The sequence below is a fragment of the Agromyces sp. Soil535 genome (assembly GCF_001428255.1).
Lineage (GTDB): Bacteria > Actinomycetota > Actinomycetes > Actinomycetales > Microbacteriaceae > Agromyces.
The window spans coordinates 417,388-443,620 of record NZ_LMRW01000001.1; the positions used below are offsets into that span (position 1 = coordinate 417,388).

Here is a 26,233-nt window from a genome sequence, read left to right on the forward strand (position 1 = left end):
GTCGGTCACCCGCACACCCTATCGACGGTCCGCGGACGCGGCGGCCGCCCGCCGCCGCGACGTAGGCTGGTCGGGTGAGTTCCACGCCCCTGCCCCGCGTCCGCCCACGCCGCCTCCGCGAGACCGCCGCGATGCGACGGCTCGTGTCCGAGACCCGCCTCGACCCGGCCGAGCTCGTATTGCCGCTCTTCGTACGCGAGGGCGTCGCCGCCCCGGTGCCGATCGCGTCCATGCCGGGCGTCGTGCAGCACTCCCTCGAGAGTTTGCCGCAGGCGGTGGCGGATGCCGCGGCCGCGGGCGTCGGCGGAGTGATGCTGTTCGGCGTGCCCGAGGTGCGCGACGCGCGCGGCTCGGGCGCCACAGACCCCGACGGGATCCTCAACGTCGCCACGCGCGTCGCCGTCGAGGCGTCCGCGGGCCGGCTCGTCGTGCAGACCGACCTCTGCCTCGACGAGTTCACCGATCATGGCCACTGCGGCGTGCTCGACGACCGCGGTCGCGTCGACAATGACGCGACGCTCGAGAGGTACCGGGCCATGGCCCTCGAGCAGGCCCGCGCGGGCTCGGAGCTCCTCGGCCTCTCGGGCATGATGGACGGCCAGGTCGCCGCGGTGCGCGACGCGCTCGACGACCAGGGCCGAACGGATGTCGCGATCCTCGCCTACTCGGCGAAGTACGCGAGTGCCTTCTACGGCCCGTTCCGCGACGCCGTCGAGTCGACCCTCGAGGGCGACCGCCGCTCGTATCAGCTCGACCCCGGGAACCGCCGTGAGGGGTTGCGCGAGGCGCTCATCGACATCGAGGAGGGCGCCGACGTCGTCATGGTGAAGCCCGCGGGCAGCTACCTCGACGTGCTCGCCGACGTCGCAGCGGCATCCGAGATCCCGGTCTGGGCCTATCAGGTGTCGGGGGAGTACGCGATGGTCGAGGCCGCCGCAGCGCACGGCTGGATCGACCGCAAGCGCGCGGTGATCGAATCGGTCCGCGGCATCCGCCGCGCTGGCGCCGACGCCGTGCTCACATACTGGGCCGTCGAGCTCGCCGGCTGGATCCGGAACGGAGACCTCGCGTGAGCGCCACGAACGCCGAGCTCTTCGCCCGCGCGCAGGCCGCGATCCCCGGCGGCGTGAACTCGCCCGTTCGCGCATTCCGCTCGGTTGGCGGCACCCCGCGCTTCCTCGTGTCCGCGAAGGGCCCGTACGTCACCGATGCCGAGGACCGGGAGTACGTCGACCTCGTCGCCGGGTGGGGTCCGGCGATCCTCGGCCACGCCGACCCGCGGGTCATCGAGGCGGTGACGGATGCCGCGAGCCGCGGTCTCTCGTTCGGCGCGTCCACGCCCGCCGAGACCGAGCTCGCCGAGCTCGTCGAGCAGCGCGTAGGGCCCGTCGAGAAGCTCCGCCTCGTGTCCACCGGCACGGAGGCGACGATGAGCGCCATCCGCCTCGCCCGTGGGTTCACCGGCCGCGACCTGCTCGTGAAGTTCGCCGGTCACTACCACGGCCACTCCGACGGGCTGCTCGCCGAGGCCGGATCGGGGCTCGCGACGTTCGCCCTCCCCGGCTCTGCCGGCGTGCCCGCCGGGATCGCGGCGCTCACCCTCGTGCTGCCCTACAACGACGTCGACGCAGTGCGCGCCGCGTTCGCCGAGCACGGCGACCGCATCGCCGCTGTCATCGTCGAGGCCGCCGCCGCCAACATGGGCGTGGTGGCGCCGTTGCCGGGATTCAACCGCACGCTCGTCGAGCTCGCGCACGAGCACGGCGCCCTCGTCATCTCCGACGAAGTGCTCACCGGTTTCCGGGTGTCCGCCGCCGGCTGGTGGGGCCTGGAGCAGGGCACCGACGGCGCGTACACGCCCGACCTGCTCACCTTCGGCAAGGTCATCGGCGGCGGCATGCCGGTCGCGGCCCTCGGCGGTCGCGCCGACATCATGCAGCTGCTCGCACCGCTCGGCCCCGTCTACCAGGCGGGCACCCTCTCGGGGAACCCGGTCGCGGTCGCGGCGGGCGTCGCGACGCTCAGGGCAGCGGATGCCGCGGTATACGCGCACCTCGACGCCGCCGCTGCGACGATCAGTGACGCCGTCTCCGGCGCGCTCGCGGCCGAGGGTGTCGCCCACGCCGTGCAGCGGGCGGGCAACCTGTTCAGCTTCGTGTTCGGCGAGGACGTGGCATCCGGCGTGCACGACTACGCGGGTGTGCAGCGGCAGGAGAGCTGGCGGTACCCGCCGTTCTTCCATGCGATGCTCGACGCGGGCGTCTCGCTGCCGCCGTCGGTGTTCGAGGCGTGGTTCGTCACCGCGGCGCACGACGAGGCCGCGATCGGCCGGATCATCGAAGCGGTTCCGGCAGCGGCGCGCGCCGCGGCATCCGCTCGCCCGCCGGTCGGGTAGTGGCCGATACCTGCACGAAACCGTTACGCCATTGTGGGGTGGCGACACGGCGAGCGACGGTCGGCTCGGGCAGGATGGAACCATGGCCCAGGTTCGCGTGCACAACGACCGGATCGAGGTTCACCTCACCCCGGCCGAGAAGACGCTTGCGCTGCGCTCCGACGACCTCGTGGTGCAGCGCGACGACATCCGCTCGGCGACCGTCACCGACGACCCCTGGGTGTGGATCCGCGGCATCCGGCGACGTGGCAGCGAGATCCCGCTCGTCGTCGCGGTGGGGGTGTGGAAGTACCACGGCGGCACCGACTTCGTGATCGTGAAGGGCAAGCGGCAGGCCGTCGTGCTCGAGCTCGCCGCTGGGGAGTTCACGCGCATCATCCTGAGCACCAACCACTCGGCGGCCCTCATCGACCGGCTGAAGCTCAGCGAGCCGCCGACGGAGGCCGACGCGCAGGCTTCCACCGACTGACGGCACCGGGCCGAATCCGCCTCAGGACAGGGCGAACAGCACGAACCCGATGAGCGGCAGCGTGCCCTGCACGAGCGCCGGGCGCACGTAGCCGCGCCCGGTCGTCGTGAGCACGAGGGCGGCGAGCACCATGCACGCCGTGGTGAACAGCACGAGCGTCTTGCCGACGGGAATCGCGCCAGCCCAGAAGAGCACGAGCCCGAGCGCTGCGCCGATGCCGAGGAACAGGTTGTAGAAGCCCTGGTTGTAGGCCATCGGCCGCGTGGTGTCCGCGGTCGCCTGGTCGGCGACGCCGAAGCGCTTCCACGTCGACGGGCGCGTCCACCACACGCTCTCCATCAGGAAGATGAAGCCGTGAAGGAGCGCGGCGAGGGCGACGAACACGGTTCCGATGACGGCCATGGCGCGATCGTACCGGTCGCGGCCCGGGCGCGCGGGCTTCAAGACGGCGCTGCGCGCCTCCTCACCCCTCGCGGATCCCCTCGTGCTCGACCTCGACCGGCATGCCCAGGAACCGCTCGATCTCGGCGACGGATGCCGCGAGCGCGCGCTCCTCGGCGCGCGAGAACTCCCGCCACGGCACGATCCTCAGCCGCGCCTGGCTCGCACCGACGACCGGTGCCCAGCGCCCGCACATGACCCCGTCGACCGCGATCGCATGCAGTGGGAACTCGGGGCGCACCGGGTCGGAGCGCCCGGCCGGCAGCAGGTACGACCGGGGCGGTGCGTACCCCATGATGTACTCGTCGTACGCCTGCAGCAGGTCGACGACGTCACGGCCGGCCGAGGCATCCGGTCCGCCATCGAGCGCGTCGACGGATGCCGCGTCGAACGCGTGCGGCGTGCCCTCGACGTCGACCCACTCGATGCGCCCATCGTTCGCGCCTGCGGGATCGGCGGCGTCGGCGAACGCCCGCCGCGCATCGCCGAGCGTGAACCCCGACCAGGCCGCGAAGTCGCGCTCCGTGACGGGTCCGCGCGATGCGATGTACCGGGCGGCGAGCTCGGCGAGGGCCTCCTCGCGCGGCCTGGGCGCGGACGGCGGGACCCGCTCGTCGAACGCCGCGTAGGTGCGCTGCTTGCCGGCGTTCGCGCCGCTGATCGCGACGCGCTCGAGCTCGGCGAGGATGAGCACGTAGTTGTATGCGAGCCCGGTGATCGGCAGGCCGCCGGCATCGAGTGCGGCGCGGAGCTCGGCGCGCGTGCGGTGTCCGCCCTCGAGCGAGCCGGCCACGAGCTCGACGGCGCGGGTGCCGGTCTCGCCCTCGAGTCCGAGCCGGCGCAGGTACGTGCGGCTCGCCCCGTACACCCGCTCGGCCGAGACCTCGAGCACCCACCGCGCGTCATCCGGGTGCAGGAAGTGCCAGGTGGGGCGCAGCACGTGGGTGCGCAGGATCTCGCCGGCATCGAGCGCAGCGGCGACGGATGCGGCATCCGGTCGTCGCTCCGCCGGCATGCGCGTGGCGAGCCCCCACTGCGCCGGCAGGAACTCCTGCGACTGCACTGCGACGAAGCGCCGCACCACCGCGGGTGCGGACGCATCGAATGGCCCACGCAGGCCCTGCACGCGGAGCCGGAGGCGGCGCAGTTCGGCGAGGTCCACGGCTAGGACACGTCCCTCCGCCAGGTCGTGGCTCCGCCGATGAGCGTGGCGAGCACCGCGATGCCGAGCAGCACGAGTCCGCCCTGCCACCACTCGAGGGCCTCGCTCGCTCCGAGCGAGGCGATGTTGTAGAAGGATGCCCCGACGAGGGCGTCGCTCGCGGAACCCGGCAGGAACTGGCCGATGCTCGCGGTGATGTCGTTGATCGAGGCGACGAATCGGAGGATCGGCTCGAGGAACTGCGTGAACGCGATCACGATCACGATCGCGGCGACCTGATTGACCACGAGCACGCCCAGGCCCACGCCGATCGCGCCCCACAGGGCCATGGCGAGGATGCCGCGGCCCACGAGCGCCCAGGTGTCGCTCGTGTCGAGGTTCGTCTCGAGGCCGAAGCCGGCGAGGGCTGCAGCTCCCGACCCGACCGACACGGCGAAGGCGACGACTCCGAGCCCCGCGCCGACCACGAGTTGCGAGAGGAACTTCGCCGACAGCACGGTCGATCGGTGCGGCTCGGCGAGGAAGGTGGCGGTCAGCGTGCGGTGGCGGAACTCGCCGGTCACTGCGAGGGCGCCGAGGAGCACCGGGAACACGTAGCCGATCGAGGAGGCGAAGCTGTAGAGGAGCGGCGCCAGGTCGAGCCCCGGGGGAAGGGTGGTGTTGCCGCCGGCCGCCGCCGCGGCCTCCGGGTTCTCGATCGCCCAACCGAGGAAGGCGCCCAGGCCGCCGGCGAGGAAGGCGACGTACACGGCGAGGAGGATGGCGAGGAGCCACCACATGCGCGTGGTGAAGACCTTCTGGAACTCGGAGGCGATCGCGCGGGGCATCGACATCACTCCTCACCTCCATTCACGAGCGCGAGGAACGATTCCTCGAGCCCGGATGTCAGTCGATGCAGGGCGCTGAGCTCGACCTCGCCGATGAAGGCCGCATGTCCGACGCTCCCGGGATCGGGTTCGGCGACGATGAAGCCGCCGTTGCCCTCGGTGTAGTCGAGGCCGGCCTGGTCGAGTGCGGCCGCGAGCCTCAGCCGGTCGGGGGAGTCCACGATCGTGCGCGGTGCCGCGTCGAGTTCGAGGCTCGTGAGGGTGCCGCTCTTCACGAGGCGACCCCGCGAGATGATGACGATGTCGTCGACGCTCTGCTGCACCTCGCTCAAGAGGTGCGAACTCACGAGCACGGTCCGGCCCTCGTGGGCGAGGCTTCGCAGGAAGCCGCGGATCCACTTGATGCCCTCGGGGTCGAGTCCGTTGACCGGCTCGTCGAGCACGAACACCCCCGGGTCGCCGAGCAGGGTGAACGCCAGAGACAGGCGCTGGCGCATGCCGAGCGAGTAGCCGCCGACCCGGCGGTCGGCGAACTCGGTGAGCCCGACCTGCTCGAGCACGGCGGGCACGCGCGTCGACGGCAGTCCGGCGGCCGTCGTGTACACCTTCAGGTGGTTGCGCGCGGTGCGTCCGGGGTGGAAGTCCGCCTCGAGCGCGGCGCCGACCGTCTCGAGCGGCCTCGACAGGTCTCGATAGGCCTTGCCGCCGAACGTCGCCGTGCCGGCGCTGGCGTGCTCGAGGCCCAGCAGCACCCGCAGCGTCGTGGTCTTGCCGGCGCCGTTCGGGCCGAGGAATCCGGTGACGCGGCCGGGCTCGACCGTGAAGCTGAGGTCGTCGACCGCCGTCACGGGGCCGAAGTGCTTGCTGAGCCCCTCGATCTCGATGGGGATGCCGCTCTTCATGCGCTCTCCTCACGTCGGGGGCGAGCAGAGCCGCGGTGGCCGCGCCCCCGCCCGGCCCGGCGGCAGGAGCCGCACTACGGCTCACCCTATCGAGCTAGCGGTGTCCGGGGCATCCGTTCGTCGGGTGGAGCTGCACAATTCAGGAACTGATGGTGTCTGAGTGGCCGCGCCTGCGCGAAACGCCCCGCCGAACGTGGCCCATGTGCAACCGGGATCCTGAATTCCGACGATAGGCAGGTCAGTTCAGGGGGCGGATGCCGCGGGGCGGCACGCCGCCGCCGTACAGGTCGCTCGCGAGGTCCTGCAGTGCACCGAGCGCGACGCGCTGGGCATAGGGCCCGTAGGAGAGACGGGCGACGCCGAGCTCTTGGAGGCGTGCCGGTACGGGCACCTCGGGCAGGCCGATGAGGCTCACGCGCCGCTCGCCGATGCCCGCCACGAGCTCGGCGACGACATCCTCGCCGAAGTTGCCGGGCACGAAGACGCACGTCGCGCCGGCCTCGAGGAACGCACGCCCGCGCTCGATCGCGTCGGCGACCCAGACGTCGCGTGGGCGATCCCTGCCGCGCACGAACGCGTCCGTGCGCGCGTTGAGCGCGAACGGCACGCCCTCGGCGTCGGCTGCGGCGACCGCAGCCTCGACGGCGGCGACGGAGTCGGCGAGCGGCTTCAGCTGGTCTTCGAGGTTGGCGCCGACGATGCCCGCGCCGATGGCGCGGCGGATCGTCTCACCGGGGTTCCCGTAGCCGGCCTCGAGGTCGGCGGTGACCGGCACGTCGACAGCGCGGGCGATGCGCCCGGCCATGTCGAGCATGAGGTCGACCGGGATCTGCTCGCCGTCGGGGTAGCCGAAGGTCGCGGCGATCGAATGGCTCGCGGTGGCGATGGCGCGCGTCTCGGGCAGGGCCGCCACGGCCTTGGCGCTGGCCACGTCCCACACGTTCACCACCTGCAGCAGCTCGGGTGCGTTGTGCAGGCGGCGGAGTTCGGCGGCGGTATCGGCGAGGGTCATCCGCTCAGCTTATGGCGGGCAGGCGACACCAGTCATGAATGCATATGCCCAGCGCGGTTCAACGGGCCATACTGCAGGAAGAAACGCCGAGAGGTACCCGCAACCCAGCGTGACACGCCGACGATCTGCGGACTGTTCCTGCGTTCGGCGCGACTCGGACATGCACGATCGGATGCCGCGGTGCGGGAGGGGTTTCGAGACGCGCCCGGCTGCGCCCGGCGCTCCTCAACCCGCGAGGGCCGCCCTGAGCCCCTCGAGCAGGCGGTCGACGTCGGACTCGTCGGTGTACGGCGCGAACCCCATGCGGAGGCCCCCCGCGTCGCCGAGGCCGAGATGGCGGGATGCCTCGATCGCGTAGAAGTTTCCCGAGGGTGCGAGCACCCTGCCCTCCGCGAGCGACCTGGTGAGATCGGATGCCCCGTGCCCCTCGAATGTCGCAAGGAGCGTCGGCGTGCGCCGGGCGGCGCGCGACCGGATCGACACCCCCGGCAGCGCGGCCAGCCCCTCCTCGAGCCGCGCACGGAGGCCCTCATCGTGCTCGTGCAGCGCGGCGTACGACGCGGCGAGGCGCTCGCGCCGTGACTCCGCCGCTTCGGCGGCATCGGGGTCGAGTCCCGAGAGCACGTCGACCGCCGCGTGGACGCCGGCGAGCACCTCGTACGGCAGCGTGCCGAACTCGAACCGCTCGGGCACCGCGTTCGTGGCGGGCAGCAGCTTGTCGGGCATGATCGTCTCGAGCAGGCCGGGCCGAGCGGCGAGCACCCCGCAGTGCGGGCCGAGGAACTTGTACGGCGAGCACACGAAGAAGTCGGAGCCGAGCACCTCGACGTCGGGCAGCTCGTGGGCGGTCAGGTGCACGCCGTCCACGAACACCATGGCGCCCGCGTCGTGCGCGATGGCCGCGATCGTGGGCACGTCCGGAATCGTGCCGATCAGGTTCGACGCGCCGGTCACCGCGACGAGGCGCGTGCGTTCCGAGAGCACGGAGGTCACTGCATCCGTCGGCAGTTCGCCGGTCGCGGGGTCGAATTCGGCCCAGCGCACGGTCGCGCCTGAGCGCTCGGCCGCCTGCAGCCACGGCCGCACGTTCGCGTCGTGGTCGAGTCGGGTCACGACGACCTCGTCGCCCTCGCCCCACTCGCGCGAGAGGTGCCGCGAGAAGTCGTACACGAGCTGCGTGGCGCTGCGGCCGTGCACGATGCCGCGGGGGTGCGCGTCGAGCAGGTCGGCCATCGCCAGGCGGAACCCGTGCACGGCCGCCTCGGCGCGCTCCTCCGACTCCCCGATCGTGCCGCGGTTCGACAAGGGCCCGGTGAGCACGGATGCCACGGCGTCGCCGACGGCCCGCGGGGTCTGGGTGCCGCCCGGCCCGTCGAAATGCGCCCAGCCGCTCTCGAGCGAGGGGAACAGCGAACGGATGCGTGCGACGTCGTAGGCCATGCTTCTCTCCTAGGCCACGATGCCGGTGGATGCAAGTCGAGGCGGGCGAACATCGGCTTCTGGGACCGCCGGCGCCAGTCCCATCGGAGTATCATTCGGCCATGGCCACGCCTCGCGTGGCATGCCCGCGCATCCTCAGCACCGCTGCCACGATCGCCACCGCGGTCGCGCTCGCGATGGCGGGCTGTTACTTCTCGGGCCCGGTCGACCGGGCGGTGACGGGCGACGAGGAGTTGCTCGAGTTCGCCCGGCAGCATTACACCGAAGCGTGGCACCGCGTCGCGGTGGCGGTGATCGACGGCGACGACGTCCGGACGGGGTTCGTCACGGCGGACTCGTCGACGATGTTCGAGCTCGGCATCGCGTCGCGCGTTCTGACCGGCGAGCTCCTCGCGCGGGGTATCGAGCTCGGCGAGGTGAGCCTCGACGATCCGATCGGGGCGCACCTGGCCCTCGGGGATTCGCCCGTGGCATCCATCACCTTGCGACAATTGGCGACCCATCATTCCGGGCTGCCCGAACACCCTATGGATCCGGAGTTCCGTGATCCCGACATGCTCGGCGTCGAGGGGATGCTGGAGATCGCTGCGGGCGTCATCCCGCAGCAGAGCCCGGGTTACCACCTCGGCGGCGATCTGGACGCGGCACTGGTCGGGCAGGTCCTCGCGACCGCCGCTGGCGTCGGCTACGCCGACCTGCTCGAGGAACGGGTACTCGAGCCCGCCGCCATGGAGGACGCCGTCGTCATGGAGGCGACCGACCTGCTCCCCGCCGCCTTGGCGCAGGGCCATGATCGACTTGGCGTGCAGATGCCGTCCCGCGGCCATGGGCCGTATGCACCGGCGACGGGGGTCGCCGTCACCATGGATGACATGATCGCGCTCGCCAAAGCCGTGATCGCCGGACCGGTCTCCGAGAGCAAGGCCCTCGAGCCCATCAGCGACACCATATGGCCCGAGACCCGCATCGGGTATTTCTGGGAGATCGAGGACCGCCCCGAGGGCGAGCTCGCCTACGTCGTGGGCTGGTCGCCCGGGTTCTCCTGTGCATTGCTCGTCGACCGGCGCGACGACGAGGCTGCGATCCTGCTCTCGAACGTGCACGACACGTGGCCGTGGGGTCCCGCCACGGAACTGCTCGAGATCGTCGAGGACTGACCCCGCGATAGCATGCAGGCATGGGCGGGGCGGGCGCCGAGACATCCGGAACGGCGGCATCCGGCACAGCAGTCGACGTGCCGCCGCGGCGTCGCATCTCCTTCAACGCTGTGCTCGACGGGTTCTTCTTCGTATTCGCCGGGCTCGCCGCGATCTGGCTGGCCTGGCTGCTGTTCACCGAGTCCTTCACGCTCGGCTGGTGGGGCATCCTCGGCTTCATCCTGTTCTGGGCTCTGCTGGCCTACCTCGTGCTGCCGCGACTGCACCGCATCCTCACGACCATCTACGTGCCCGACTACTTCATCGGTCGCGCACGCACGAGCGACGGCCTGCTCGGCGATCCGGTGAATCTGGCCGCGCTCGGCGACGAGCGGCAGCTGGACGCTGCGATGATCGCAGCGGGCTGGACCCGCGCCGACGAGATCACGCTCGCCTCGAGCCGGCGCATCATCACCTCGACCCTCTCGCGCCGCAGCTACGACGAGGCGCCGGTGAGCCCGCTCTTCCTGTTCGGTCGGCAGCAGGATGCCGCCTACCAGCAGGAGGTCGCAGGCAACCCCGCGAAGCGGCATCACGTGCGCTTCTGGCGCTGTCCCGACGGATGGCTGCTCCCGGGCGGCTACCGCGTGGACTGGCTCGCGGCCGGGACGTTCGACCGCGCCGTCGGGTTCTCGCTGTTCACGCTCCAGGTCACGCACAAGATCGACGCCGACACCGACATCGAACGCGATCACATCGTGGCCACGCTGCGTGCGGCCGACCCGGCGGTGCGGGTCGAGCTCATCCGCGACTTCTCCACGGGTTACCACTCGCGCAACGGGGGCGGCGACACGATCGCCACCGACGGCGACCTGCCGGTCGTCGACGTGCGGGGCGTCGTGCCACGGGGTGATGCGAGGTGACAGCGGGCGAGAAGCGCGCCGCGTTCGAGCCGCCGGGCGAGCTCGCACGGCCGGTGACCCCGCCTTCGGACATGCGACGGCCCGCGGCGACCACCGCTGGCGCGGCGCTCGTGGTGCTCCGCGTCCTGGCAGGCGTGATGTGGCTGATCAGCCTCGCCGTGCAATGGCGCGGCGTCATCTCCGAGGAGTTCGACGACGTCACCGACGTGCAGCTCTCGGGCGACGAACTCGACGCGGTCGCCGATGCGGGCCTCACGATCGTGCTCGTCGTCGGCGGCGTGATCCTCCTCGTGGAACTCGTGCTGGCGGTGCTCATCTACCTGGGCCTCAACTGGCCGCGCATCCTGGTGATGGTGCTGTCGACGCTCAGCATCAGCGGATCGTTCGCGGCGTGGTGGGTCGGCGACCAGGAGATCACCCTGCAGACCACGCTCCTGACGCTCTCACTCGACATCCTCGTGATGCTCGCGCTGTCGAGCCGATCGGCTCGCGCCTATGCTCGCAGGCCGCGACGGCGAGCGATCAGGCGTCGAGGCGGCTGAGCCCCAAGCGATTGCCGAGGGGCTGAAGCTGAGGCTCTCGAGCTGAGGCGACTGAGGCTGAGGCGATGGGAACTGAGGCGCCAGCGCGTGCAGCACCGAGTATGCACTCCTGCCCGTCACGGGCGCAGTCCACCGGATCGTCCGGGGTGGGAGGCAGGCGCCACCCACGCACGGCTGGAACCGGAGGGCGCCCTCGACGGTCCTCAACTCCCCATCGACCCGGCCAGACACGCCGAACCTGATCTTCCCCTCGAGGACGGTCAGGGTGAGGCCGTTCCACCCCAGGTCTTTGACGATCGGAACCGGATACTCGACCTGGGGATCGCGCAGCCCCTCCACGTCCATCACGGTGGGAATGAGGTTGGGTTCGGCGGGTTGGTTCGGCTCGATGTGCGCGCCGGCCGGCAGCTCCAGGGTGAGGGTGACCCGGACCCGGTCACCTGAGCGCCTTGCATCGGTTCTCACGACCAGTGCGTCGCGTTCAGTCATCAGTTCCACCGCCGATCAGCACCTCGATTGCGGCCCCCACGCTGGAGGCGTGGATGTCGAAGCGTTCCATGTTGAGGTATTCGGCGAAGCGGAGCACGTTGTCCTGATCGAGCAACAGGTGGGCGTTGATGATCGCCACCTCAGGCGCGAGGCCCTCCTTATGCGGGGCGAAGCGCTCGGACACGACGCCGCTCTCGTCGACGAGGAACGGTGAGGTCCAACCGAAACGCTCGGGAAGTGCGCGGGCCACACCGGCCGGCTCCTTCACGTCGATGACGACGAGCCTGAGCCCGCGGTCGGTGAACCGCGCCACCAGGTCGGACTCCAGGAAGGGCGCCTCGGCGGTGCAGTACGGGCACCACGTGGTGATGAAGTAGAGCAGTGTCCATGGGCCGGTCACGTCGCTGAGTCGGACCGGGTTGCCGTCCACGTCGGGCAGCTCGAAGTCCTCTACGCGGTCGCCGATGCCGTAGGTCTTCAGATCCGTCGTGATCATGGGAGTTCCCTTTCCGCTTCGCCTCGAAGGCTTCTTGGGAACAACCGTACGAATGCGGCCCGACCGTCCGCGTCGAACATCTGCGCCAAATGTGCACCTCGAGCAGTGGTCCGAACGGACCACTGCTGTGCAGCCGCGGTCATGCGAGGTCGTGCTCGAACGCGAAGGCCGTCGCCGCGGAGCGGGACGTCACGCCGATCTTCCGGTAGATGTTGCTCAGGTGCCGTCGCACGGTGTGCTCGCTGATGACCAATGTCGAGGCGATGTCGCGATTCGACAGGCCACCGCCTATCAGTCGGAGCACCTCGATCTCCCGGTCGCTGAGTCCGCCCGGACTCGGTGCAGCCGGGTGCATGAGTGCGGCCGTGCGCTCGGCGTCTGGGCGAGCGCCGAGGCGATCGAAGACCGCCAGGGCGGCGTTGAACTCGAGCCGGGCGGTCTCCTCGTCGCCGGCCAGTCGGGCGGCATTGCCCGAGAGCACGTGGGTCTGCGCGGCCTCGTACGGCAGGTTCAACTGCTGGCAGGTCGCCGCGGCCTCGCGCAGGAGTGGCACTGCACCGTCGAGGTCGCCCCTTGCCAGCAGCAGGGAGCCGTGCGAGATCGCGAGCAGAGCCCAGATCATCCGACTGCCACTCGCAAGAGCCAGCTCGGCGAGCTCGCTCACCGAGTGCGCGGCGTTGTCGGGATCTCCCAGCTCGAGCTCGGCCTGCACGTCGGCCGCGAGCAGCCGTGCCCTGTCGATGGGAGTGTGCGACCCACCCTTGAGCGCCAGCCGCAGTTGGCTCGCGGCTCCTTGGGCGTCGTGCCGGGCGAGGCGGATGAGGGCCAGGCCGGGCTGCGGATCGTGGCCGATCCCGTGGGCGCGACGGAATGCCGCTTCCGCACCCGCATAGTCGCCCCGTCGGCGGCGGATCTCGCCCGCGATGTAGAGTCCCTCGGCGATGAGGTAGTCGCCGAAGGGGGCGAGCTCCTCGGTGGCGCGAATGGCGTCGTCCTCGGCGGAGCGCCACTCTCCACGCAGCGAGGCGACCTCGCAGCGGTGGAGCCGGCACACGCCCGGGTACCAACTTGCCTCGCCCTGCTGTTCGCACCAGTGCACCGCCATCTCGGTCCATTCGCGCGCGCGACTCACGTCGCCCGTGTCGTGGCAGTTCTTGAGCAGGAAGCAGTAGATCCATCCTGTGACGAAACGCGAGAGATCGCCGCCGACGGTCTCGACCATCGCCTCATCGAGCTGAGCCATGCCCCCGGCGATGTCGCCTGCGGCAACATGCATCCCTCCCAAGACGGCGAGCCCCCACGCCGTCAGATCACGGTCGCCGTGGGCGCGCCCGAGATCATAGGCGACCGTGGCCTCGGTGATGGCGTCGTCGATCCGTGAGGAGTGTCTCGCCCAGAGCGCAGCCGCGATGGCGACATATCCTCGCTCGACGGAGTCCGGCACCTCGAGGATGTGCCGGCGTGCGCAGCTCAACCACCCACTCGCAGCCGCAGTCTCATCGAGTTCGAAATGGGCGTGGAAGAGCTTCCAGCTGACGCGCGCAGCACGCTCGTCGTCGCGTGCGTCGCGATACGCGGCATACGCGCGCTGACGAGCTGCGATGGCCTCTCGAGGAAGCCCCATCCAGAACGCAGCGTCGGCGAGCTGTTCGAGGTCGTCAGGATCGAGGCGCGTGACATCTCGAGCCGAGAGTTCGTCATACCGCTCACGCCCGAACCGATCGCCGTGATCTCGTTCGTCCACAGCCACTCCGTGACTCATGTACCGTACCTCGAGCGTAGCGCCGCTCCCGCCCGTCGTGGCCGACGCCCCGCGCCGATCGTGCGCGCAGCGCGACCCGCGCGTCAAGGGGGTCCGGCGCGCCCTGTCCCGTCGTAGGCTGGCGGCGAACGCAGACGACCACCCCTGAGGAGGATCGCGATGCTCGACGTCGACCCCTACGAGGCGCTGCAGCGGTTGCGGCCCGTCGGCACGTTCACGGTGACGAGCACCGACGTGCAGGACGGCGCCCCGCTCGCCCGGCCCCAGTGGAGCTTCGCCGCCGGCGGCGTGGACCGCTCGCCCCAGTTGTCCTGGTCGGGATACCCGGCGGCGACGCGGAGTTTCGCCCTCACCTGCCTCGACCCCGACGCGCCATCCGGGTCGGGCTGGTGGCACTGGTCGGTGGCCAACATCCCCCTCTCGGTGACGAGCCTCGAGGCGGGGGCGGGCGGCCCCGGAGGTCCGCCGCTTCCGCGGGGTGCGCTCGTGCTCCGCAACGAGGACGGCGGACGCGGCTTCATCGGCGCCGCCCCACCACGAGGCACCGGCGTGCACCGGTACCTCTTCGTCGTGCACGCGCTCGACGTGCCGGGTTTGGAAATCGACGCGGATGCCTCGCCGGCTGCACTCGGCTCGCGCTGCTTCTTCCACGGCATCGCGCGTGGCATCCTCTTGGGCACGGCATCGCGCGACTGAATGACGAGGTGACATCGCAGAGGTCGAGCTCGGGCCGCGCACCTGGTGAAGTGGTAGGTCCCCAGTTCACTGACCCTGGTTGGCGTCCTGTATGGGATACGGGCCAGTAGGTCTAGGGCCACGGGTGAGCGAGCTCCGACTGAGCCCGGGGTCGCTACCCCACGCCGGTAGGGCCGCCGATCGCTGCCGGACCCGACGGGGTTGAGAATGTCGCGGCGAGACCCGAGTCGCCTGGCCTGACGGAGACGGGGCCCACCACGTCGGCCACGAGCAGGCGAAGCGCCGCCACGTCGGGAGTGGAGATGCTCAGCGTGTCCAGACGAATCCCCTTGTCGAGCAGGAACGTTGCCGGCGGCGGAGTGCGCCAGAGGATGCGTGACGGCGCGATCCCGCCCAGCGGCATACGACCATCTGGCGCGACCGTGAGCGCCCACCGGTTGCTCCCCCGACTCAACTCCATCACGTGCCGCTCCCCGGCGAACGATGGGACGCGCACCACCCAGTGCACCAACGCGGGACCCCCGGCGAGCCGCGCGCGCATGGCCGCGGTGTCGAGCTCGAACCATCGCGCCCGGCCCGGCGCGGGTGCCTGGGGGTCGACGGCGATGACCTCGAGGTAGCAGTCCGGGCCGAGGGAGAGGACGCAGTTGTGCGTGCCGAAGACCTCGTGCCTCCCACCGGCGTCCATCGCCACGCCGAGGCGCTCCTCGACCCACCGGGCGCACTCGGCGAGGTCGGCGGCCGCTACGACAAGATGGTCGAGCTCGCTCACGATCGCCAGCCTAGGCCTTGATACCGCCGGTGCGAATGCGCTCGAAACTGCCCCGCTCGACTGTGCCGGCTCGTCCTCCACGGCGTCGACCCTTGCTGATCGCCGCACGGATGCCGCGGCCGGCCGCTCGGCGGTGCGCCGCTACTGGAGGGTTCCCAGGTCAAGCGAGCTTGTTGATGAGTTCGACCAACTCGTCGACGCGGTACCCGTGACGACGCGCGAATGCGACGAGTTCCCGCGCCTTCTGGACGACGGCGCCCTGCGCCGGTGTGCCGGCAACCGAGATGCCGCGGCCACGGCGGAACTCGAGCAGGCCCTCTTCTCGCAGCAGCCGCAGCGCCCGCAGCACGGTGTTCGTGTTGACCCCGAGCACGGCCGCGAGGTCCTTCGCCGGTGGGAGCCGCTCACCCGGCTCGGCCTCGCCCTCGGCGATCGCTCGACGGATCTCCGCGGCGACTTGCTCGTAGAGGTCGGTCGGTTCGGCTCGATCGACCTTGACAGGAATCATGATGCTAGTGATAATAGCACCAACGTCGAAGGTGTACCGATGATCGTCACGACTCCGCTTCGTAAGCCAGCTTCCGCCCCGTCCGTGTTCGACGAGGCTGTCGCGAAGGTCATCCGCTAGCTCTTATCGGCAGAGGAGCAGGAACCATGGCCGTCACCGAAGCGCCGTATCAGGCCGACTCCACCGATTCCGACTCGTCGTTCCAGCCGGATCCCGGTGAGGCCCTCATCGAGGAGGCTCGGCAGCGTGCCCGGGCACGGCGCAGGCGCTACCGGGGAGTCGGCATCCTCGTGTCGATCGCCGCCGTCGCCGCGATCGCCGCCACCGTGGCCGTCATGGGTTCCGGCCCATCGTCGGTCGACCGGCCCGTCCTCGATTCCCCGGCAGGTGCCGGTGCTCCGGTCGCCGACCCGCCGGACGCGGATGCCACGCTCGTCGCGTCCTGGGGTCAATTCCACGCGGGGTGGGTCCTGGTCTACGGCGACGGACGGGTCATCCGGTACCCTGACTACGCCGGGGCGGGCATGGCCGTCGTCGACAGGAGCCGGTACGCAGCGATCGTCGAGCGCCGCCTCACGCCGGCGGGCCTCGAGCTCGTGCGGTCGGGAGCCCTCGTGGTGAGCCAGCTCATGTGGGCCAAGATTGTGCAGGACGACGTCTGGGCGGAGGCAGAGTGGCGACCGTACGTACCGGCCGAATACGCCGTCTGCCACGCGGACTGGACGACGACGCCCCCCTACCGATGGGCGGATGCGTCGAGCGTCTTCGCTGAGCTTCCGCCCGAGGCTCGAACGCTCCTGCGCGACCGCGAACGGCAGTACACGGCGGTCTCCTTCGCTCCGGCATTCGAACCCTCCGAACTCGAGGGACCGGTCGGGTGCTTCGCGCTCACCACCGACGAGGCCGACCGCCTGGTCGAGGTCAGCTATCAGCCCGATCTCCGCCGCATCCGTGCCGAAGGGGACGGCCTCCGGTTCGTCGGCGAGCGACGCGTGGTCGAGATGTGGATCACACCCGTCATGCCGCACGGCGAGTTCGTGCTCGGGGGAGGCTGAGGCTGCACGATCCCGCCGACGACGGGCAGGCGGCGAGACGGAGACGAGCCCGTCGCGTCCGAGCGCAATGTTCCACTCGTCGAGCAGCTGTTGTGGCGCTCGACCGAACCGCTCCACGCAGGTCGCTTGCCAGCCATAGCGGGGATCAGTCGCGTACTCGAGGAAAAGCCGCAGGCTGACCGAGGGTTTCACCCTTCACGAAGCGGGATCGTTGCCGGGTGCCCCAGCCTTCGAGCATGGCGTCGAGTAGGCGGTCGACGCATGGACGCGAGCGAGCGGAGACATCGGCCGCGGCGCGCGACGGGCGGTGAGCCCGACCTTCAGTGCTTGTTGCCGCTGAGCGCGAGCACCCCGCCGAGGCCGATCATCATGACCCCGCCGGTCGCGGCGAGGTGCGAAGCACGCTTCGGCGAGCGGGCGAACCAGTTGCGTGCGGCGCTCGCCGCGAGCGCCCAAATCGAGTCGCATGCGAGCGCCAGCGCGATGAACACCACGCCGAGCTCGAAGAGCTGCAGTGGGATGGACCCGGCGTGGAAGTCGACGAACTGCGGCAGCACGGCGACGAAGAACGCGATCGTCTTGGGGTTCGTGACCCCGACGATGAAGCCCTCGCTGAGCTGGCGCCAGTGCGAGCGCGGGGCGACGTCGCCGTTCACGGCCGCCGCGGCATCCGCTCGATGACGGATCGTCTGCACGCCGAGGTAGACGAGGTAGAGCGCGCCGGCGAACTTGATGATCGTGAAGATCACGACCGACTGCGCGACGATCGCGCCGACCCCGAGCGCGACGGCGGTCACGAGCGGGATCATGCCGATGGCGTTGCCGATCACGCTCAACAGGCCGCCGAGGCGCCCGAGCGCGAGTGAGCGCCCGATCACGAACAGCACGCTCGGGCCGGGGATGACGATGAGCACGATCGAGGCGACGACGAATGCCCACAGGTTCTCGACGGGGACCATCCGTGCATGGTACTCCCCGCCGCTTGCGTTTCCATAAGGCGTTATATAACCTGTTATGGGATGCGAACAAGGAGGACCGATGGTCGACAACGTCGTGGAGCAGCTCGGACACCTCGCCCTGGGTACGCGGCTCAAGCGCATCGGCGAACGACTGCAGGCCGAGACCACGCGGTTCATCGAGGCGAGCGGCCTGCCCGTGCCGGCGAGCCAGTTCCCGCTCCTCGCCGCGCTCGACCGCCCTGGCGGACTGACGGTAGGCGAGCTCGCCGAGGCCGTGGGCGTGAGCCAGCCCGGCGTGACGCGCAGCGTCGCCCGGCTCGCCGAACTCGGGCTGATCACGGTGACGCACGAATCGGCCGACCGGCGGCGGCGCTCCGTGCGGCTCACCACGGCGGGGGACGACGTGGTGGCGAGGGCGCGAGCCGACGTGTGGCCGCACGTCGAGGCGGCGGTGGTCGAGGCGTGCGACGGACTCGATGGCGCGTTGCTCGGGCAGCTCGCGGAGCTGGAGGCGCGGCTCGATCGCGAGCCGCTCGACCGGCGCGCGGCACGCGACGCGGCCGGGCACCGAGTCGGCAGGCACGAGGCGACCGCGCACAAGGCGACCGCGCACCGAGCTGCAGCGGAGGCGGCACGATGATGCGGCATCCGCTCGACCGTCCCGTCTGGAGCGCCCTCACGACCCGGCAGCGCGACCTCGCGCTCGGTGACGACCTCGCCCGGCGGTTCGACCCCGAGATCGGGCCGTTCGCGGCCGTCGCCCACGACGACCCCGCGCACCTCGCGCGGCTGGCTGCGCTCATCGCCGCGCACGGGCCCGTCGTGCTGCTCCAGCGCGACGCGATCCCTGTGCCTGCGGGCACCACGGCACGGCTCAGCGCCTCGGGCGTGCAGCTCGTGCTCGACCGACTCCCCGCCGTGCCCGCGACCGCCGAGATGGTGCCGCTCGGTCCCGCCGACGCCGCCGAGATGGTGGCGCTCGCGAAGCTCACCGAGCCCGGGCCGTTCGCGGCGCGCACGCCCGAGCTCGGCGGGTTCCTCGGCGTGCGCGACGACGACGGCCGGCTCGTCGCCATGGCGGGCGAGCGCATGCGGCCCGAGGGCTATACGGAGGTGAGCGGGGTGTGCACGCACCCCGCTCACCGCGGGCACGGGTACGCGGCGATGCTCTCCGCGGCCGTCGCCGACCGGATCCTCGCGCGCGGCGAGACGCCGTTCCTGCACGCGTACACGTCGAACCGCGCGGCCGTCGCGCTCTACGAGCGGCTCGGATTCGTGCTGCGTACGCCCGTCGAGGTGCTCGCGCTCGTCGCGAGCTGACCCCGGCATCCGCTCGAACGCGGCACCCGAAGCTGCGGACGACTGGCTCCTCCTCGCACGGGAGGCTACGCCGCGGGCCCGGGATGCCGCTACGGTGGCCTCGTGAGCGACCAGATCTCCGCGAGCGTCGCCGATGGACTCGGCCACGTCACGCTCGACCGCCCTCAGGCGCTCAACGCCCTGAGCTACGAGATGATCCGCGAGCTCACCGACGTCTTCGAGGCGTGGAGGGACGACTCCGAAGTCGGGGTCGTGGTGCTGGACGGCGCGGGGGAGCGGGGCTTCTCGGCAGGCGGCGACATCCGCGAGCTCTACGACTACGCGGCGGACGGCAACGCCGCCGAGGCTCGCGAGTTCTTCCGCGCGGAGTATCGGCTCGACGCCATGATCGCGCGCTACCCGAAGCCGGTCGTCGCGATCATGGACGGCATCACCATGGGCGGCGGCATCGGCCTCGCCGGGCACGCGGCGATCCGGGTGGTCACCGAGCGGTCGCGGGTCGCGATGCCCGAGACACGCATCGGATTCACGCCCGACGTGGGCGGCTCGTGGCTGCTCTCGCGCGCTCCGGGCGAGCTCGGCGTGCACCTCGCCCTGAACTCCCGCACGATGGATGCCGCCGACGCGCTGCATGCCGGGTTCGCGGATGCGTTCGTGCCGTCCGAGCAGTTGCCGCACCTCGTGCAGGCGCTCGCCGAGCGCGCCGACCCCGGCAGCCCGGCCGAGATCGTGATGCTTTTCGACGAGACGCCCGGCCCCTCCGCGCTCGCGCTCGCACGCGACTGGGTCGACGCCTGCTATTCGGCCCCGACGGTTGCCGGGATCATCACGCGGCTGCGCGCGTTCGCCGAGGGTCGAGCGACGGCGCCGACTGCAGGTGGCGCGTCGAGTTCGTTCCCGCTGCATCCGCTCGACCCCGCCGCATCCGCGTACGCCGCAGCTGCCGCCGACGAGCTCGAGACCCTCTCGCCGACGGCCCTCACCGTCACCCTCGAGTCGGTGCGGCGCGCCCGCACGCTCCCGAGCCTCGAGGACGCACTGGAGCAGGAGTTCCGACTGGTCTCGTGGTTCATCGAGCAGCACGACCTGCGCGAGGGCATCCGCGCGCAGGTCATCGACAAGGACCGCGCGCCCAAGTGGAGCCCCGCCACACTCGATGGCGTCGACCCCGGACTCGCCGCGCACGTGATCGACACGCAGGTGCACGATCCGGTCTGGCCCGACCGCGCCGCATCTGCGGGTTGAGGACCGGGTTGAGGAGCGCCGAAGGCGCGTCTCGAAACCCTGCGTCTCGAAACCCTGCGTCTCGAAACCCTGCCTCTCGAAACCGCCTGCACGGGCGGGTTTCGAGACGCCGCTTCGCGGCTCCTCAACCCACGGCTGTGCCGCATTCGATAGCGTGGGGGCGTGAAGACCCACCACCTGCGCACGCACCGGAGTGACGAGAACCTCGCTCGCGAGGGCCAGCTCGCCTGGCAGCTGGCGGGGGTCGCGACCGACCCCGTCGAGCTCGACGACGACGTGGTCGACATGGTCGTGAACCGGGTGATCGACAACGCGGCCGTCGCCGCGGCCTCGCTCGCCCGCAAGCCCGTGGTCTCGGCCCGCAGCCAGGCGCTCGCCCACCCCGTCTCGATCGGCGGCGACGGCGCCACCGTCTTCGGAGCGGATGCCGCACGTCGCACGTCGCCCGAGTGGGCCGCATGGGCGAACGGCGTGGCCGTGCGCGAGCTCGACTTCCACGACACGTTCCTCGCCGCCGAGTACTCGCACCCGGGCGACAACATCCCGCCGATCGTGGCGGTCGCCCAGCACCTCGCCGCGGGTCGCGGCCTCACCGGGCGCGACGTCGTGCGCGGCATCGCCACCGGCTACGAGATCCAGATCGACCTCGCGAAGGCGATCAGCCTGCACGAGCACAAGATCGACCACGTCGCGCACCTCGGCCCGTCGGCCGCCGCCGGCATCGGCACGCTGCTCGGCCTCGACCAGGAGACGATCTTCCAAGCGATCGGCCAGGCGCTGCACACCACCACCGCCACACGCCAGTCCCGCAAGGGCGAGATCTCCACGTGGAAGGCGCACGCCCCCGCGTTCGCCGGCAAGATGGCCGTCGAGGCGGTCGACCGCGCGATGCGCGGCGAGACCAGCCCGGTACCGATCTACGAGGGCGAGGACGGCGTGATCGCGTGGCTCCTCGGCGGCCCCGAGGCCACGTACGAGGTGTCGCTGCCCGACGAGGGCGAGGCCAAGCGCGCCATCCTCGACTCGTACACGAAGGAGCACTCCGCTGAGTACCAGGCGCAGGCGTGGATCGACCTCGCCCGCAAGCTGCACGACGAGTACCCGCTGATCCTCGATGACCCCGACCTCGTCGAGTCGATCACGCTGCACACCTCGCATCACACGCATTACGTGATCGGCTCGGGCGCGAACGACCCGCAGAAGTACGACCCGGATGCCTCGCGTGAGACGCTCGACCACTCCATCCCGTACATCTTCACCGTCGCCCTGCAGGACGGCACGTGGCACCACGCTGACTCGTACACGCCCGAGCGGGCGCACCGCGAGGACACGATGGCGCTGTGGAGGAAGGTGTCGACCGTCGAGGATCCCGAGTGGACGCGCCGGTACCACTCCAACGACATCGAGGAGAAGGCGTTCGGTGGCCGCGTCGTGATCAAGCTCGCCGACGGCGGCGAGATCGTCGACGAGATCGCCGTGGCCGACGCGCATCCGCTTGGCGCCCGCCCCTTCGCGCGCGAGCAGTACGTGCAGAAGTTCCGCACCCTGTCGGAGTGGGTGCTCGAGGAGGCCGAGATCGAGCGGTTCCTCGACCTGGCGCAGCGACTGCCCGAGCTCGGGCCCGACGAGCTCGGCGGCCTCACGATCACCGCCGCGCCCGGCGCGCTCGTCGCGGTGGAGATCCCGACGGGTCTGTTCTAGCAATGGACGGCGGGGTCGTCCTCGTCACGGGAGCGTCGTCGGGCATCGGCGAGGCGACCGCCCTCGAACTCGTCGGCCGCGGCTTCATCGTCTACGGCGTCGCGCGCCGCCTCGACCGCATGGCGGGACTCGCGGCCCACGGAGTACACACGTTCGAGATGGACGTGACGGATGACGCGTCCATCACGTCGGGCGTCGAGCGGATCCTGCGCGAGCAGGGCCGCATCGACGTGCTCGTCAACAACGCGGGGTACGGGTCGTACGGCGCCCTCGAGGACGTGCCGATCGAGGAGGCCCGCAGGCAGTTCGAGGTGAATGTCTTCGGGTTGGCGCGGCTCACCCAGCTCGTCCTCCCGCACATGCGCGCGCAGCGGAGCGGCAGGATCGTCAACGTCTCGTCGATCGGCGGAAAGTTCTACGAGCCGCTCGGCGCCTGGTATCACGCCACGAAGTTCGCGGTGGAGGGGTTGAGCGATTCGCTCCGGCTCGAGCTGCAGCCGCACGGCGTGCACGTCGTGGTCATCGAGCCGGGCGCCATTCGCACCGAGTGGGGCGCGATCGCCGCCGAGAGCGCGCTCGCCATGTCGGGAGGCACCGCCTACGGACGGCAGGCGAAGCGCCTCGCAGAGGTGTACGACGTCGCCGATCGGCCGGGTGTCGGCGCCTCGCCCCGGGTGGTCGCCGCGGTGATCGCGAAGGCGGCGACCGCGCGCCGACCTCGCACCCGCTACGCCGTGCCGTTCGGCGCGAAGGGGATCCTCTTCCTGCGCCGGATCCTCACCGACCGCGCGTTCGACTGGGTGATCCTGCGCGCGTACGGCATGAACTGAGCCCGGCAGCACGTCAGCCGGCCCGCGGCCGTTCGCTCCTGAGCCCGGCAGCGGTCGCCCCTTCCGCCGCGATTAGGCTGGATCGGAGGAGGCCCACCATGCTCTACGCCCAGACCCCGCCCGCCGAGAAGCGCCGGCTCTTCCGCGAACGGCTCGCGAGCGGCGAACTCCTCCGCTTCCCGGGGGCGTTCAACCCGCTGTCGGCCCGGCTCATCGAGCAGAAGGGCTTCGACGGCGTCTACATCTCGGGTGCGGTGCTCTCGGCCGACCTCGGCCTGCCCGACATCGGGCTCACGACGCTCACCGAGGTCGCCGGCCGGGGCAGGCAGATCGCCCGCATGACCGAGCTGCCGGCGATCATCGATGCCGACACCGGCTTCGGCGAGCCGATGAACGTGGCCCGCACCGTGCAGGAGATGGAGGACGCCGGCCTCGCCGGCCTCCACATCGAGGACCAGGTGAACCCCAAGCGCTGCGGGCACCTCGACGGCAAGCAGGTCGTCGACGAGCACACCGCCCTCCAGCGTATCCGCGCCGCCGTCGATGCCCGCCGCGATCCCGACTTCCTCATCATGGCCCGCACCGACATCCGTGCGGTGGAGGGCCTGCCCTCCGCGGTCGACCGCGCCAGGAAGCTCGTCGACGCGGGTGCCGACGCGATCTTCCCCGAGGCGATGGCCTCGCTCGACGAGTTCGCCGCCATCCGCGCCGCCGTCGACGTGCCGCTGCTCGCCAACATGACCGAGTTCGGCAAGAGCGAGCTCTTCACGGTGGAGCAGCTGGCGGATGTCGGCATGAACATCGTGATCTGGCCGGTGTCGCTGCTGCGCCTCGCCATGGGCGCCGCCGCCCGGGGACTCGACGAGCTCGAGGCATCCGGAACCCTCAACGGGCTGCTCGGCGAGATGCAGCACCGCGCCGACCTCTACGAGCTCATCGACTACGAGGGCTACAACCACTTCGACACGTCGATCTTCAATTTCCGCGTGGCCCGCTGAGGCGCTCGCGGGTCGAGGAGCTGCGCAACGGCGTCTCGAAGCCCGCCGACGCACATGTACGCCCGCCGACGCACATGGGTTTCGAGTCGGGCTGGTTTCGAGACGCGCGGGTTTCGAGACGCGCGGCTTCGCCGCGCTCCTCAACCCGCGCTCCTCAACCCGCTAACGTCTAGGCTGGGTGAGCGGTCGCGCCGCAGCGGCCGCGTCGTCACGCGAGGAGCACGATGAGCGATCAGCAGGGAGCTGCACCGGTCGAGCAGGGCCCGGTCATCTACAAGGGGCTGGCCGGCGTGCCGGTCGACTATACGGCCATCTCGAAGGTGAACTCCGACACGAACTCGCTGCTGTATCGCGGTTACCCGGTGCAGGAGCTCGCGGCATCCGTCACCTTCGAGGAGGTCGCCTACCTGCTCTGGAACGGCGAGCTGCCGGATGACACGCAGCTCGCCGAGTTCGAGGAGCGCGAGCGGGGCCACCGCGGCCTCGACCACGAGGTCAAGCGCATCATCGACGAGCTGCCGCTCACCGCGCATCCGATGGACGTCGTGCGCACGGCGGTGAGCGTCATCGGTGCGAGCGACCCGAAGACGCCCGATGACTCCCGCGAGGCCAATCTCGACAAGGCGTTCCGCCTGTTCGCGAAGCTCCCGTCGATCGTCACGTACGACCAGCGGCGCCGACACGAACTCGAGTTCGTCGAACCCCGCGCCGACCTCGGCTACTCGGCCAACTTCCTCTGGCAGGCGTTCGGCGAGGCGCCCGAGCTCGCGGTCGTGAACGCGTTCGACGTGTCGATGATCCTCTACGCGGAGCACTCGTTCAACGCGTCCACGTTCACCGCACGCGTGATCACGTCGACGCTCTCCGACCTGTACTCGGCCGTCGTCGGCGCGATCGGCGCCCTCAAGGGCGCCCTCCACGGGGGCGCCAATGAGGCGGTCATGCATGCCTTCGAGGAGATCGGCCTGGGCGAGGGCAGTGCCGAGCGCGCCGTCGCCTGGCTCGACGACGCACTCGCGCACAAGCGCAAGATCATGGGCTTCGGGCACCGGGTCTACAAGCACGGCGACTCGCGTGTGCCCACCATGCGTGACGCCCTCGAGCGCATGGTCGAGTTCTACGACCGGCCCGACCTGCTCGAGCTCTACGTGGCGCTCGAGACCGGAATGGAGCAGCGCAAGGGCATCCTGCCCAACCTCGATTACCCGACCGGGCCGACCTACCACCTGATGGGCTTCGACACTGCGATGTTCACGCCGCTGTTCGTGGCGAGCCGGGTCACGGGGTGGACGGCCCACATCATGGAGCAGGCAGCGTCGAACGCCCTGATCCGGCCGCTGTCGGTCTACAACGGCCCCGAGGAGCGGCACGTCCCCGTGAAGGGCTGAGCCATGTCGCACGTCTTCCTCGAGATGACGATGACGGTGGACGGCTTCACGGCCGCGCCGGGCGTGAGCATCGAGCATCCCCTCGGCATAGAAGGTGAGCGCGTGCACGAGTGGCTGTTCGGCACCGGCACCGGCGACCAGCCCCGCGAACGGGCGATGTTCAACCCCGGCTACGGCACTGATGGGGCAGCGGATGCCGCGCCAGACGAGATCGACCGCAGCGTAGCCGCCCGCATGTTCGACACGACCGGCGCATTCGTGATGGGCCGGCGCACGTTCGACGTCGGCGAGGGCCCGTGGGGCGACGAGTCGACGTTCGAGGGTCGCCCGTGCTTCGTGGTGACGAACCGGCCGCGGGAGCCGTTCGTGCGGGGCGGATCGCACTTCGAGTTCGTCACCGGCGGGGTCGCCGAGGCCGTGGCCCGCGCGAGCGAGGCCGCGCACGCGGCATCCGTGTGCATCCTCGGCGGCGCGGATGTCGCGCGCCAGGCGCTCGCCGCCGAGCTGGTCGCCGAAGTGAGGCTGCATCTCGTGCCGGTGCTGCTCGGCGAGGGCAGCCGGCTGTTCCCCGAGGAGCGGACCGAGCGCGTGGAGCTCGAGCCGCTCGGCGTCGAGCAGGGCGCCCGCGCCACACACCTGCGCTATCGCGTGGTGCGCGGCGACTGAACTGTCGCCCGGCCATCGTGCCGCGGCATCCGCTCGGTTCGCAGAACCGCACAATCACGTGGCGCCGACCGACTGAACCGACTGTGGCGACCCGCCAAT

The 26,233-nt window shown here is 70.7% G+C and carries 27 protein-coding genes; 16 read left to right on the plus strand and 11 right to left on the minus strand.

The window, feature by feature from the left end:
• The first annotated feature begins 74 nt into the window (after positions 1-74).
• The 3 genes from hemB (at position 75) to ASG80_RS01975 (ending at position 2,864) form a co-directional block, all read left to right on the plus strand.
• A complete protein-coding gene (hemB, locus tag ASG80_RS01965; RefSeq protein WP_255355570.1) occupies positions 75-1,073 on the plus strand; it encodes a porphobilinogen synthase in 999 nt (332 codons plus the stop codon).
• Positions 1,070-2,395, plus strand: coding sequence for a glutamate-1-semialdehyde 2,1-aminomutase (hemL, locus tag ASG80_RS01970; RefSeq protein ID WP_056727891.1), 1,326 nt, complete (start codon positions 1,070-1,072; stop codon positions 2,393-2,395). Before hemB ends, hemL begins: the two co-directional genes overlap by 4 nt.
• Before the next feature lie 82 nt (positions 2,396-2,477).
• Positions 2,478-2,864 carry a hypothetical protein gene (locus tag ASG80_RS01975; RefSeq protein WP_056727893.1) on the plus strand — a complete coding sequence of 129 codons (387 nt, stop codon included), beginning with the start codon at positions 2,478-2,480 and terminating at the stop codon, positions 2,862-2,864.
• A gap of 21 nt (positions 2,865-2,885) precedes the next feature.
• Here the strand turns inward: ASG80_RS01975 and ASG80_RS01980 are convergent, their stop codons facing one another.
• From ASG80_RS01980 to ASG80_RS02005, 6 genes are all read right to left on the minus strand, one after another.
• Positions 2,886-3,266 (minus strand): DUF1304 domain-containing protein, encoded by a 381-nt coding sequence (locus ASG80_RS01980; RefSeq protein ID WP_056727895.1) that lies wholly within the window; start codon positions 3,264-3,266, stop codon positions 2,886-2,888.
• A gap of 61 nt (positions 3,267-3,327) precedes the next feature.
• Complete coding sequence (locus ASG80_RS01985; protein WP_056727898.1) at positions 3,328-4,467, minus strand: winged helix DNA-binding domain-containing protein; 1,140 nt, start codon at positions 4,465-4,467, stop codon at positions 3,328-3,330.
• Between the two features lie 2 nt (positions 4,468-4,469).
• The gene (locus tag ASG80_RS01990; protein ID WP_235507986.1) at positions 4,470-5,294 is read right to left on the minus strand and encodes an ABC transporter permease; all 825 of its coding nucleotides are present in this window, start codon (positions 5,292-5,294) and stop codon (positions 4,470-4,472) included.
• A gap of 5 nt (positions 5,295-5,299) precedes the next feature.
• The gene (locus tag ASG80_RS01995) at positions 5,300-6,196 is read right to left on the minus strand and encodes an ATP-binding cassette domain-containing protein (protein WP_056727903.1); all 897 of its coding nucleotides are present in this window, start codon (positions 6,194-6,196) and stop codon (positions 5,300-5,302) included.
• Between the two features lie 238 nt (positions 6,197-6,434).
• On the minus strand, positions 6,435-7,208 hold the full coding sequence (locus tag ASG80_RS02000) for an isocitrate lyase/phosphoenolpyruvate mutase family protein (RefSeq protein WP_056727905.1): 774 nt from the start codon (positions 7,206-7,208) through the stop codon (positions 6,435-6,437).
• A gap of 225 nt (positions 7,209-7,433) precedes the next feature.
• Positions 7,434-8,648 (minus strand): cysteine desulfurase-like protein, encoded by a 1,215-nt coding sequence (locus tag ASG80_RS02005; protein ID WP_056727907.1) that lies wholly within the window; start codon positions 8,646-8,648, stop codon positions 7,434-7,436.
• Between the two features lie 101 nt (positions 8,649-8,749).
• Between ASG80_RS02005 and ASG80_RS02010 the strand changes: the two genes are divergently transcribed.
• From ASG80_RS02010 to ASG80_RS02020, 3 genes are read left to right on the plus strand one after another with little or no spacing between them, the layout of a single operon-like run.
• Complete coding sequence (locus ASG80_RS02010; RefSeq protein WP_056727909.1) at positions 8,750-9,805, plus strand: serine hydrolase; 1,056 nt, start codon at positions 8,750-8,752, stop codon at positions 9,803-9,805.
• Positions 9,806-9,825: 20 nt separating this feature from the next.
• Positions 9,826-10,707 carry an LssY C-terminal domain-containing protein gene (locus tag ASG80_RS02015; protein WP_082589657.1) on the plus strand — a complete coding sequence of 294 codons (882 nt, stop codon included), beginning with the start codon at positions 9,826-9,828 and terminating at the stop codon, positions 10,705-10,707.
• The gene (locus ASG80_RS02020) at positions 10,704-11,249 is read left to right on the plus strand and encodes a hypothetical protein (RefSeq protein WP_056727911.1); all 546 of its coding nucleotides are present in this window, start codon (positions 10,704-10,706) and stop codon (positions 11,247-11,249) included. The genes ASG80_RS02015 and ASG80_RS02020 overlap by 4 nt, the downstream gene beginning before the upstream one ends.
• Before the next feature lie 481 nt (positions 11,250-11,730).
• Here ASG80_RS02020 and ASG80_RS02025 read toward each other — a convergent pair whose 3' ends face one another.
• Complete coding sequence (locus tag ASG80_RS02025) at positions 11,731-12,234, minus strand: peroxiredoxin (RefSeq protein ID WP_056727913.1); 504 nt, start codon at positions 12,232-12,234, stop codon at positions 11,731-11,733.
• A gap of 139 nt (positions 12,235-12,373) precedes the next feature.
• A complete protein-coding gene (locus ASG80_RS02030; RefSeq protein ID WP_056727915.1) occupies positions 12,374-13,978 on the minus strand; it encodes a LuxR C-terminal-related transcriptional regulator in 1,605 nt (534 codons plus the stop codon).
• 177 nt (positions 13,979-14,155) lie between these two features.
• On the opposite strand from ASG80_RS02030, the gene ASG80_RS02035 reads away from it, so the two are divergent.
• Positions 14,156-14,692, plus strand: a complete 537-nt coding sequence (locus tag ASG80_RS02035; protein ID WP_056727917.1) for a YbhB/YbcL family Raf kinase inhibitor-like protein — start codon at positions 14,156-14,158, stop codon at positions 14,690-14,692.
• 154 nt (positions 14,693-14,846) lie between these two features.
• Here the strand turns inward: ASG80_RS02035 and ASG80_RS02040 are convergent, their stop codons facing one another.
• Together ASG80_RS02040 and ASG80_RS02045 are read right to left on the minus strand one after the other, a co-directional pair.
• Entirely contained in the window at positions 14,847-15,464 is a 618-nt protein-coding gene (locus ASG80_RS02040) for a VOC family protein (RefSeq protein WP_056727919.1), read from the minus strand.
• A gap of 160 nt (positions 15,465-15,624) precedes the next feature.
• A complete protein-coding gene (locus tag ASG80_RS02045; RefSeq protein WP_200952463.1) occupies positions 15,625-15,972 on the minus strand; it encodes a GntR family transcriptional regulator in 348 nt (115 codons plus the stop codon).
• 146 nt (positions 15,973-16,118) lie between these two features.
• On the opposite strand from ASG80_RS02045, the gene ASG80_RS02050 reads away from it, so the two are divergent.
• On the plus strand, positions 16,119-17,027 hold the full coding sequence (locus ASG80_RS02050) for a hypothetical protein (RefSeq protein ID WP_056727921.1): 909 nt from the start codon (positions 16,119-16,121) through the stop codon (positions 17,025-17,027).
• 320 nt (positions 17,028-17,347) lie between these two features.
• Here the strand turns inward: ASG80_RS02050 and ASG80_RS02055 are convergent, their stop codons facing one another.
• On the minus strand, positions 17,348-17,986 hold the full coding sequence (locus tag ASG80_RS02055; RefSeq protein WP_056727924.1) for a LysE family translocator: 639 nt from the start codon (positions 17,984-17,986) through the stop codon (positions 17,348-17,350).
• Positions 17,987-18,065: 79 nt separating this feature from the next.
• Between ASG80_RS02055 and ASG80_RS02060 the strand changes: the two genes are divergently transcribed.
• The 8 genes from ASG80_RS02060 (at position 18,066) to ASG80_RS02095 (ending at position 26,134) form a co-directional block, all read left to right on the plus strand.
• A complete protein-coding gene (locus ASG80_RS02060) occupies positions 18,066-18,626 on the plus strand; it encodes a MarR family winged helix-turn-helix transcriptional regulator (protein WP_082589659.1) in 561 nt (186 codons plus the stop codon).
• A complete protein-coding gene (locus ASG80_RS02065) occupies positions 18,623-19,306 on the plus strand; it encodes a GNAT family N-acetyltransferase (RefSeq protein WP_200952464.1) in 684 nt (227 codons plus the stop codon). Before ASG80_RS02060 ends, ASG80_RS02065 begins: the two co-directional genes overlap by 4 nt.
• 102 nt (positions 19,307-19,408) lie before the next feature.
• Positions 19,409-20,551 (plus strand): enoyl-CoA hydratase/isomerase family protein, encoded by a 1,143-nt coding sequence (locus ASG80_RS02070; protein ID WP_056727928.1) that lies wholly within the window; start codon positions 19,409-19,411, stop codon positions 20,549-20,551.
• Between the two features lie 162 nt (positions 20,552-20,713).
• Positions 20,714-22,252, plus strand: coding sequence for an MmgE/PrpD family protein (locus ASG80_RS02075; RefSeq protein ID WP_056727930.1), 1,539 nt, complete (start codon positions 20,714-20,716; stop codon positions 22,250-22,252).
• Between the two features lie 2 nt (positions 22,253-22,254).
• Entirely contained in the window at positions 22,255-23,082 is an 828-nt protein-coding gene (locus ASG80_RS02080; protein ID WP_056727932.1) for an oxidoreductase, read from the plus strand.
• Between the two features lie 98 nt (positions 23,083-23,180).
• Positions 23,181-24,080, plus strand: a complete 900-nt coding sequence (gene prpB, locus ASG80_RS02085) for a methylisocitrate lyase (protein WP_056727934.1) — start codon at positions 23,181-23,183, stop codon at positions 24,078-24,080.
• 224 nt (positions 24,081-24,304) lie between these two features.
• Positions 24,305-25,468, plus strand: a complete 1,164-nt coding sequence (locus tag ASG80_RS02090; RefSeq protein ID WP_056727936.1) for a bifunctional 2-methylcitrate synthase/citrate synthase — start codon at positions 24,305-24,307, stop codon at positions 25,466-25,468.
• 3 nt (positions 25,469-25,471) lie between these two features.
• Entirely contained in the window at positions 25,472-26,134 is a 663-nt protein-coding gene (locus ASG80_RS02095; RefSeq protein WP_056727938.1) for a dihydrofolate reductase family protein, read from the plus strand.
• Positions 26,135-26,233: the final 99 nt, after the last annotated feature.